Annotated in this window: 3 protein-coding genes; all 3 read left to right on the forward strand. The window is 57.0% G+C overall.

What is annotated here, in order from left to right; all coding sequences use genetic code 11:
* Window positions 1-17 precede the first annotated feature (17 nt).
* The 3 genes from ACR0NZ_RS20500 to ACR0NZ_RS20510 all read left to right on the forward strand — a co-directional run bounded on the left by ACR0NZ_RS20500 (window position 18) and on the right by ACR0NZ_RS20510 (window position 4,303).
* Window positions 18-1,037 carry a putative 2-aminoethylphosphonate ABC transporter substrate-binding protein gene (locus tag ACR0NZ_RS20500; protein ID WP_480521542.1) on the forward strand — a complete coding sequence of 340 codons (1,020 nt, stop codon included), beginning with the start codon at window positions 18-20 and terminating at the stop codon, window positions 1,035-1,037.
* 132 nt (window positions 1,038-1,169) lie between these two features.
* A complete protein-coding gene (locus tag ACR0NZ_RS20505; protein ID WP_480496631.1) occupies window positions 1,170-2,285 on the forward strand; it encodes a putative 2-aminoethylphosphonate ABC transporter ATP-binding protein in 1,116 nt (371 codons plus the stop codon).
* Complete coding sequence (locus ACR0NZ_RS20510; RefSeq protein WP_480477725.1) at window positions 2,282-4,303, forward strand: putative 2-aminoethylphosphonate ABC transporter permease subunit; 2,022 nt, start codon at window positions 2,282-2,284, stop codon at window positions 4,301-4,303. Before ACR0NZ_RS20505 ends, ACR0NZ_RS20510 begins: the two co-directional genes overlap by 4 nt.
* The last annotated feature ends 118 nt before the right edge of the window (window positions 4,304-4,421 follow it).

Raw genomic sequence — 4,421 nt, forward strand, 5'->3', positions numbered from 1 at the left:
ACCAACAGAGGACAACCATGAAACAGAAGAGATCAATTTATGCGGTTTTGGCGTTCGGTTTACTGACGGCGACGGCTGCGGCATCGGAAACGGAACTGACGGTATACACTGCTGTTGAGGCTGAGGATCTTGCTCGGTATGCGGAGACGTTCAATCAGAGCAATCCGGATATCAAGATCAACTGGGTCCGGGACTCGACGGGGATCATCACCGCGAAACTGCTGGCTGAACGGGACAACCCACAGGCGGATGTGGTCTGGGGGTTGGCTGCGACCTCTCTGCTGCTGTTGAAATCCGAAGGGATGCTGGAGCCTTATGCCCCGGTTGGCGTAGACAAGCTGGATGCGAAATTCGTCGATGGTGACAACCCGCCTGCCTGGGTTGGCATGGACGCCTGGGTTGCCTCGATTTGCTACAACACGGTTGAGGCGGAAAAGGCCGGGCTGAAGCCGCCGACCTCGTGGAAGGACCTGACTGATCCGATGTACAAGGATCAGGTTATCATGCCGAACCCGAATTCCTCTGGCACGGGGTTCCTTGATGTGTCCAGCTGGCTTCAAATGTTTGGTGAAGAAGGTGGCTGGGAATACATGGATGCGCTGCACGAGAATATTGCGCGCTACACCCATTCCGGCTCGAAGCCTTGCAAACTGGCGGCGGCGGGCGAGATCCCGATTGGTATTTCTTTTGCGTTCCGTGGGGCGAAATCCAAAGCTGATGGCGCACCGCTGGAAATCATTGTGCCTTCGGAAGGCGTCGGCTGGGACATGGAAGCAACCGCGATTGTGGCCGGCACTGCAAATCTGGAAGCCGCGCAGAAGCTGGTGGACTTCACCGTCACCAAAGAGGCCAACGAGATGTACAATACCGGCTATGCGGTCGTGGCGTATCCCGGCGTTGCAAAACCGGTTGAACACTTCCCAGAGGGTCTTCTGGATGCGATGATCAACAATGATTTCGAATATGCCGCCAACAATCGCGCGGCAATCCTGAAGGAATGGCAGTCTCGCTATGACGGAAAGTCTGAAGCGAAGTAATTCCATTGGCAGGAGGGGCTTTTGTGCCTCTCCTGCCCGCCACTCTCTTGTTCCCACCAACACAACCAACTCACCCGGCGCGCACCGGCCAGGATCGGTCGTGCCCGAGGTGCAGATGTGAGGACCTCTCCCGTGCTTCAGAAAACACCACCCGGTGAACTGTATCTCAGCATCCAGAATTTGTGGAAAGCGTTCGGCAGCTTTCTGGCACTCAAGGACATCTCTCTCGAAATCAAAGAAGGTGAATTCATTTGTTTCCTCGGCCCGTCCGGCTGCGGCAAGACCACCTTGTTGCGGGCGATTGCAGGGCTGGATCTGCAGACCAAGGGTACGATTATGCAGGATGGCAAGGACGTCTCCAACCTGCCTCCGTCCGAGCGCGATTTCGGGATTGTGTTCCAGTCCTATGCGCTGTTCCCGAACCTGACGATCGAAAAGAACATCGCATTTGGCCTTGAAAACACGGGCCGCAGCAAGTCGGATATCGCGGTTCGGGTGAGCGAGCTGCTGAACCTTGTTGGTCTGCCGGATCAGGGCAGGAAATACCCGGCGCAATTGTCCGGTGGCCAGCAGCAGAGGATTGCGCTGGCCCGCGCCATTGCAACCAATCCCGGTCTGCTGCTGCTGGACGAACCCCTGTCGGCGCTGGACGCCAAGGTGCGCGTTCACCTGCGGCATGAGATCAAGGAATTGCAGCGCAAGCTGGGTGTGACCACCGTGATGGTGACGCACGATCAGGAAGAAGCGCTGGCCATGGCCGACCGCATCGTGGTGATGAACCACGGGGTGATCGAACAAGTTGGATCGCCCACGGAGATCTACCGCGAACCGGCCAACCTGTTCGTGGCCGACTTTATCGGTGAAATGAACCAGATCCAGTCTCAGGTTACGAAAGGCGGGCGGTTGAGCGTCGGGGAAAAGACCTTTGCCTGCCTCAGCCACACGTTCAATGATGGAACCCCTGTCATTGCGGCCATTCGTCCCGAAGACATCATCCCTCATGAAGCTGGTTATCTTGACACGGGCGGCAATCGGAACTGCATCGAGGTCACGCTCGATGAAATGGAGTTTCTGGGCTCGTTCTGGCGCTGCCGCCTGAACAACGAGCGGTTCGGATCTTCGGAACTGATCGCGGATTTTTCGATCAACGCCGTGCGTCGTCTTGAGCTGGAAGAGGGGTGCAGCATGGTGATTGAGCTTCCCGAGAACCGCCTGATGGCGTTTGACCTTCCGGAGGCTGCGGCATGAGCACGATGTCGACCAATCAGGACACATTGCCTGTCGGGCCGGATATCAGGCCCAGGCTCAGCCGCGATGACATCCTGATGCGCGGAAGCATGATGGTGATCGCGCTCTATCTGATCGTGACACTGGCACTGCCGCTTTACACGATGCTTTCCAAGTCCTTCTCGACCTACCGGGTCGAGCTGTCCCAGTATGAGTTTCAGGTCAGTGATGAAGCGGGTGTGTTCGACGGAACGATCCTGACGGCTGACGAACTGAACAGGCAATTGGGGGTGTATTCCGACACCGATCTGACAACCGGCTCGGACGGGCGTTTGCCGGTGACCGGGTTCTTTCCGGATTTCAGCTTTCGCAGCCCGGTCATGTACCAGATGCGGAACACGACGGAGGCCGGGCGCTTTCTGGTCGGGTCGACTTTGAACGAAGGCACCGATTGGGTCGAGCTTGATTCCAACACGTTCCGCCGGGTGCAGATGCGGCCGGTTCAAGCGCGGGGTCTGGGCAACTTCATCAACTACTTCTCGACACCAGCCCTGTTCAACTCGATCAAGAATTCCCTTTGGATTTCGGTTGTCAGCACAATCGTTACGGTGACGCTGGCGTTCTGGTTTGCCTATGCGCTGAACCGAAGCTGCATGCGGTTCAAGGGGGTCTTTCGCCTGATCGCGATGGCGCCGATTCTGGTTCCCTCGCTGCTGCCGGGCATCGCGCTGGTCTACCTGTTCGGCAATCAGGGGATGATCAAGGAGTTGTTGTTCGGTGCCAGTATCTATGGCCCCATAGGCATCGTGATCGGATCGGTCTTCTTTACCTTTCCACACGCGTTCCTGATCATATCGACTGCGCTCGCGATATCGGATGCGCGGTTGTACGAGGCCGCTGTCAGCTTGCGCTCTACCCCCTGGCGGACATTCTGGACCGTTACCATACCCGGCGCGCGCTATGGCCTGATTTCCGCAGCCTTTGTCGTGTTCAATCTGGTGATCACCGATTTCGGCCTGCCAAAGGTGATCGGCGGCCAGTTCAACGTGCTTGCCGTGGATATCTACAAACAGGTGATCGGCCAGCAGAACTTTGAGATGGGCGCCGTGGTCTCGGTGGTTCTGGTCATCCCCGCAATTCTGGCTTTTGCCATCGACCGGATGGTTCAGTCCAAGCAGGTGGCGCTGCTTTCTGCGCGCTCGGTTCCATATCAGGCAACACCAAACCCAAAGGCTGATCGCATATTCCTGATCTACTGCAGCTTGGTCGGCCTGTTCATCATTGGTCTTCTGGCCGTGTGTCAGTTTGCGGCGCTGATCAAGTTCTGGCCCTACGATCTGAGCCTGAGCCTCAAGAACTACCAGTTCGACAAGATGGATGGCGGCGGCTGGGGGTCGTATTTCAACTCGATCAAACTGGCTTTCCTGACGGCGGTGATCGGCACGACGGTTGTCTTCTTCGGGGCGTATCTGGTGGAAAAATCGAACGGCTTCAAAACCGGACGGTCGATCTTTCAGATGTTCGCCATGCTGCCGATGGCCATCCCGGGCATGGTTCTGGGGCTGTCCTATATCTTCTTCTTCAACAACCCGTCCAATCCGTTCAATGCGATCTACGGCACCATGGCGATCCTGGTGGTTTGCACGGTGACGCATTTCTATACCGTATCGCACCTGACGGCGGTCACCGCTCTCAAGCAGATGGATAAAGAGTTCGAGTCGGTGTCGGCCTCTCTCAAACAGCCAACAATGAAGCTGTTTGCCCGCGTGACGGTGCCGGTCTGTCTGCCTGCGGTGCTGGATATCTCGATCTATCTGTTCGTCAACGCAATGACGACCGTGTCGGCGGTTGTGTTCCTCTACTCACCCAAAACCACACTCGCGTCCATCGCGGTGCTGAACATGGATGATGCCGGGGACATCGCACCCGCAGCCGCAATGGGCATGATGATCTTCTACACCAACGCCGCCGCCCGGATCTTCCACCTGATGGCATCAAAAGGCATCCTGGCCCGCACACAGGCCTGGCGCAGCAGGTAATCCACAAAAAAACTCAAGAACCCGCCGGTCACATATCTCCGGCGGTTTCCTTCTCCCCAAGAACCCGCTCCGCAAAGTCCATAAACGCCCGTATGATCTTGACATCGCGACGCTGGGA

The organism is Ruegeria sp. AE3 (genome assembly GCF_056542225.1).